Annotated in this window: 1 protein-coding gene, 2 tRNA genes and 3 rRNA genes; all 6 read right to left on the reverse strand. The window is 51.9% G+C overall.

The features are described from left to right. Positions 1–111 precede the first annotated feature (111 nt). A tRNA-Asp gene (locus tag ACIBBH_RS42205) sits at positions 112–188 on the reverse strand. Between the two features lie 94 nt (positions 189–282). Beyond that, positions 283–398, reverse strand: a 5S ribosomal RNA gene (gene rrf / locus ACIBBH_RS42210). A gap of 99 nt (positions 399–497) precedes the next feature. Continuing rightward, positions 498–3,405 (reverse strand): 23S ribosomal RNA (locus ACIBBH_RS42215). A 234-nt stretch (positions 3,406–3,639) separates the two neighbouring features. Continuing rightward, positions 3,640–3,715, reverse strand: a tRNA-Glu gene (locus ACIBBH_RS42220). Between the two features lie 206 nt (positions 3,716–3,921). Next, positions 3,922–5,463: ribosomal RNA gene (locus ACIBBH_RS42225) — 16S ribosomal RNA — on the reverse strand. The 16S, 23S and 5S rRNA genes sit together here with 2 tRNA genes alongside, the layout of an rRNA operon. Before the next feature lie 399 nt (positions 5,464–5,862). Continuing rightward, on the reverse strand, positions 5,863–6,239 hold a 377-nt coding region (hemG, locus tag ACIBBH_RS42230), incomplete at its 5' end, for a menaquinone-dependent protoporphyrinogen IX dehydrogenase (RefSeq protein ID WP_399414268.1).

The following is a 6,239-nucleotide window of genomic DNA, read 5'->3' on the forward strand; positions in this document are numbered from 1 at the left end:
AGGCAACAATATGGGGAGTAAGGCGGTAAGGAAGGACAATTCCGGCCTGAAAATCGCAAAATATAGATATGAAAAAGCCCTGAGTCAGAGACTCAGGGCTTATCAATTAAGTGGCGGAACGGACGGGGCTCGAACCCGCGACCCCCTGCGTGACAGGCAGGTATTCTAACCAACTGAACTACCGCTCCACCGATTCTTTTACGTTGCATCTCTCGATGCCGGCAAATTCGCGCTTTGCGATTTGCGCATTACCAGTCGTCACACTGATAACGTTTATTTGATGCCTGGCAGTGTCCTACTCTCGCATGGGGAGACCCCACACTACCATCGGCGCTACGGCGTTTCACTTCTGAGTTCGGCATGGGGTCAGGTGGGACCACCGCGCTATTGCCGCCAGGCAAATTCTGTTTCATTCCAACCGCCTCACTTCCATGAAGCCATCAGAACCAATCTCGGAACGTCGCTGAAAATCTCTCTAAAAACACCTTCGGTGTTGTAAGGTTAAGCCTCACGGATCATTAGTACTGGTTAGCTCAATGCATCGCTGCACTTACACACCCAGCCTATCAACGTCTTAGTCTTAAACGTTCCTTCAGGGACCTTAAAGGCCCAGGGAAGACTCATCTTGAGGCAAGTTTCGCGCTTAGATGCTTTCAGCGCTTATCTTTTCCGCACTTAGCTACCGGGCAATGCCATTGGCATGACAACCCGAACACCAGTGGTGCGTTCACTCCGGTCCTCTCGTACTAGGAGCAACCCCTCTCAATCTTCCAACGCCCACGGCAGATAGGGACCGAACTGTCTCACGACGTTCTAAACCCAGCTCGCGTACCACTTTAAATGGCGAACAGCCATACCCTTGGGACCTACTTCAGCCCCAGGATGTGATGAGCCGACATCGAGGTGCCAAACACCGCCGTCGATATGAACTCTTGGGCGGTATCAGCCTGTTATCCCCGGAGTACCTTTTATCCGTTGAGCGATGGCCCTTCCATTCAGAACCACCGGATCACTAAGACCTACTTTCGTACCTGCTCGAGCCGTCACTCTCGCAGTCAAGCTAGCTTATGCCTTTGCACTAACCTCACGATGTCCGACCGTGATTAGCTAACCTTCGTGCTCCTCCGTTACTCTTTGGGAGGAGACCGCCCCAGTCAAACTACCCACCAGACACTGTCCTCACCCCAGATTATGGGGCCGAGTTAGAACATCAAACATTAAAGGGTGGTATTTCAAGGATGGCTCCACGCAGACTGGCGTCCACGCTTCAAAGCCTCCCACCTATCCTACACATCAAGGCTCAATGTTCAGTGTCAAGCTATAGTAAAGGTTCACGGGGTCTTTCCGTCTTGCCGCGGGTACACTGCATCTTCACAGCGAGTTCAATTTCACTGAGTCTCGGGTGGAGACAGCCTGGCCATCATTACGCCATTCGTGCAGGTCGGAACTTACCCGACAAGGAATTTCGCTACCTTAGGACCGTTATAGTTACGGCCGCCGTTTACTGGGGCTTCGATCAAGAGCTTCGCCTTGCGGCTGACCCCATCAATTAACCTTCCAGCACCGGGCAGGCGTCACACCGTATACGTCCACTTTCGTGTTTGCACAGTGCTGTGTTTTTATTAAACAGTTGCAGCCAGCTGGTATCTTCGACTGGCTTCAGCTCCATCCGCAAGGGACTTCACCTACATGCCAGCGTGCCTTCTCCCGAAGTTACGGCACCATTTTGCCTAGTTCCTTCACCCGAGTTCTCTCAAGCGCCTTGGTATTCTCTACCTGACCACCTGTGTCGGTTTGGGGTACGATTTAATGTTACCTGATGCTTAGAGGATTTTCCTGGAAGCAGGGCATCAACTACTTCTGCACCGTAGTGCATCGTCATCACGCCTCAGGGTTAGTATGCAACCGGATTTACCAGGTCACACCCCCTACACGCTTAAACCGGGACAACCGTCGCCCGGCTAGCCTAGCCTTCTCCGTCCCCCCTTCGCAGTAACACCAAGTACAGGAATATTAACCTGTTTCCCATCGACTACGCTTTTCAGCCTCGCCTTAGGGGTCGACTCACCCTGCCCCGATTAACGTTGGACAGGAACCCTTGGTCTTCCGGCGAGCGGGCTTTTCACCCGCTTTATCGTTACTTATGTCAGCATTCGCACTTCTGATACCTCCAGCAACCCTCACAGGCCACCTTCAACGGCTTACAGAACGCTCCCCTACCCAACAACGCCTAAGCGTCGCTGCCGCAGCTTCGGTGCATGGTTTAGCCCCGTTACATCTTCCGCGCAGGCCGACTCGACCAGTGAGCTATTACGCTTTCTTTAAATGATGGCTGCTTCTAAGCCAACATCCTGGCTGTCTATGCCTTCCCACATCGTTTCCCACTTAACCATGACTTTGGGACCTTAGCTGGCGGTCTGGGTTGTTTCCCTCTTCACGACGGACGTTAGCACCCGCCGTGTGTCTCCCGTGATAACATTCTTCGGTATTCGGAGTTTGCATCGGTTTGGTAAGCCGGGATGGCCCCCTAGCCGAAACAGTGCTCTACCCCCGAAGATGAGTTCACGAGGCGCTACCTAAATAGCTTTCGGGGAGAACCAGCTATCTCCCGGTTTGATTGGCCTTTCACCCCCAGCCACAAGTCATCCGCTAATTTTTCAACATTAGTCGGTTCGGTCCTCCAGTTAGTGTTACCCAACCTTCAACCTGCCCATGGCTAGATCACCGGGTTTCGGGTCTATACCTTGCAACTAATCGCCCAGTTAAGACTCGGTTTCCCTACGGCTCCCCTATACGGTTAACCTTGCTACAAAATATAAGTCGCTGACCCATTATACAAAAGGTACGCAGTCACACCACGAAGGTGCTCCCACTGCTTGTACGTACACGGTTTCAGGTTCTATTTCACTCCCCTCGCCGGGGTTCTTTTCGCCTTTCCCTCACGGTACTGGTTCACTATCGGTCAGTCAGGAGTATTTAGCCTTGGAGGATGGTCCCCCCATATTCAGACAGGATGTCACGTGTCCCGCCCTACTCATCGAACTCACGACCTGTGCATTTTAGTGTACGGGGCTATCACCCTTTACTGCGCGACTTTCCAGACGCTTCCACTAACACACAAGCCGATTCAGGTTCTGGGCTCCTCCCCGTTCGCTCGCCGCTACTGGGGGAATCTCGGTTGATTTCTTTTCCTCGGGGTACTTAGATGTTTCAGTTCCCCCGGTTCGCCTCATGCCACTATGTATTCATGACATGATAGTGTGTCGAAACACACTGGGTTTCCCCATTCGGGTATCGCCGGTTATAACGGTTCATATCACCTTACCGACGCTTTTCGCAGATTAGCACGCCCTTCATCGCCTCTGACTGCCTAGGCATCCACCGTGTACGCTTAGTCACTTAACCTCACAACCCGAAGATGTTTCCATCGTTCGTGCTGCAAACATTTGAGAGACTCTATGACAGGTTACTCTTCATCCCAGTACATCTACGGAGGGATAAATTTCAGCCGTCATGTTTCAATTTTCAGCTTGTTCCAGATTGTTAAAGAGCAATATCTTAAACATGACTCGCAAGTCATCTTTAAGATTTTTTCGGTTATCGCTAACCGGTGATAATGTCTTTCACTCATTATCGGAATGGCGTCCCCAAGGGGATTCGAACCCCTGTTACAGCCGTGAAAGGGCAGTGTCCTAGGCCTCTAGACGATGGGGACCCGAAATTGGCTTATCGAATCACCGATTCGATAATTTCGGGTAAAGGTGAGATTTTTCGTGAAAAATCGAGCGCCATTGTCGTTTGTCACTGCACTGGACAGTCACAAATCTCCCGGCACTTACCTATACCACAAGGTTTTGTTTGCTCATTACTTTTTCATCAGACAATCTGTGTGAGCACGCCACTCGAACTAATATCTTTAGGTAAGGAGGTGATCCAACCGCAGGTTCCCCTACGGTTACCTTGTTACGACTTCACCCCAGTCATGAATCACAAAGTGGTAAGCGCCCTCCCGAAGGTTAAGCTACCTACTTCTTTTGCAACCCACTCCCATGGTGTGACGGGCGGTGTGTACAAGGCCCGGGAACGTATTCACCGTAGCATTCTGATCTACGATTACTAGCGATTCCGACTTCATGGAGTCGAGTTGCAGACTCCAATCCGGACTACGACATACTTTATGAGGTCCGCTTGCTCTCGCGAGGTCGCTTCTCTTTGTATATGCCATTGTAGCACGTGTGTAGCCCTACTCGTAAGGGCCATGATGACTTGACGTCATCCCCACCTTCCTCCAGTTTATCACTGGCAGTCTCCTTTGAGTTCCCGGCCGAACCGCTGGCAACAAAGGATAAGGGTTGCGCTCGTTGCGGGACTTAACCCAACATTTCACAACACGAGCTGACGACAGCCATGCAGCACCTGTCTCAGAGTTCCCGAAGGCACCAAAGCATCTCTGCTAAGTTCTCTGGATGTCAAGAGTAGGTAAGGTTCTTCGCGTTGCATCGAATTAAACCACATGCTCCACCGCTTGTGCGGGCCCCCGTCAATTCATTTGAGTTTTAACCTTGCGGCCGTACTCCCCAGGCGGTCGATTTAACGCGTTAGCTCCGGAAGCCACGCCTCAAGGGCACAACCTCCAAATCGACATCGTTTACAGCGTGGACTACCAGGGTATCTAATCCTGTTTGCTCCCCACGCTTTCGCACCTGAGCGTCAGTCTTCGTCCAGGGGGCCGCCTTCGCCACCGGTATTCCTCCAGATCTCTACGCATTTCACCGCTACACCTGGAATTCTACCCCCCTCTACGAGACTCTAGCTTGCCAGTTTCAAATGCAGTTCCCAGGTTGAGCCCGGGGATTTCACATCTGACTTAACAAACCGCCTGCGTGCGCTTTACGCCCAGTAATTCCGATTAACGCTTGCACCCTCCGTATTACCGCGGCTGCTGGCACGGAGTTAGCCGGTGCTTCTTCTGCGAGTAACGTCAATTGATGAGCGTATTAAGCTCACCACCTTCCTCCTCGCTGAAAGTGCTTTACAACCCGAAGGCCTTCTTCACACACGCGGCATGGCTGCATCAGGCTTGCGCCCATTGTGCAATATTCCCCACTGCTGCCTCCCGTAGGAGTCTGGACCGTGTCTCAGTTCCAGTGTGGCTGGTCATCCTCTCAGACCAGCTAGGGATCGTCGCCTAGGTGAGCCATTACCCCACCTACTAGCTAATCCCATCTGGGCACATCTGATGGCAAGAGGCCCGAAGGTCCCCCTCTTTGGTCTTGCGACGTTATGCGGTATTAGCTACCGTTTCCAGTAGTTATCCCCCTCCATCAGGCAGTTTCCCAGACATTACTCACCCGTCCGCCGCTCGTCACCCAGGGAGCAAGCTCCCCTGTGCTACCGCTCGACTTGCATGTGTTAAGCCTGCCGCCAGCGTTCAATCTGAGCCATGATCAAACTCTTCAATTAAAAGCTTGATTTGCTTCCACTCGAGAAGCGATGCTCAAAGATTTACTGCATGAATTTTACTTCAGTTAGTCACTCTTCAAGACTTGATATTTTTTTGCATCCGAAGATGCTGGATATCGTCTTGTGGAGTGCCCACACAGATTGTCTGATAAATTGTTAAAGAGCAGTGAGTTAGTCGCTTTCGCTTGCTAACTCGAGGTGGCGTATATTACGCTTTTCACCCGGAGAGTCAAGCGTTTATTTCGCTTTTCTCTCGCTGACCCGGCGGCTTGTCAGTCGTTGTTCCCGGTCAGTGGAGGCGCATTATAGGGAGTTCTCGGCGGGCCGCAACCCCTAAATGCAAAAAACTTTTCAAGCGCGGATTTTTTCGGCAAAACGCTGGCCAAACCCGCGTTTTTGTCACTTTTCGTACTGGATCTGGCTAAATTCCTGGGCAAAGCGGTCGACCTGTTGCCAATCTGTGTACTCCACTTCCTTACTGGTATCCGTTTCACCGCCCGTCATACGCATAATGAATTGAATCATGATGCGATCGAACCAGCGATAGCGCGGATAACGCAATGCGCCGGCAAACACCGCGCACTGTTTTGGCTGCCACGGCGAAGCCAACAGGAACTTACGGGTATAGGCGTTGGTTTGCGGCGAACGCTTTTCCGGTTTACGCGCGGTCAGGTTGACGGCAAAGAATGCGCTCGGCATCCGATTCAACTGCTCGGCATGACGCTTGACGAATTTATCCAGCGCCGGGTTAAAGTGCCCGTAACGGATAGTAGCGC

Origin of the sequence: Streptomyces sp. NPDC051636, from assembly GCF_044453765.1 — a bacterium.
GTDB lineage: Bacteria > Actinomycetota > Actinomycetes > Streptomycetales > Streptomycetaceae > Streptomyces.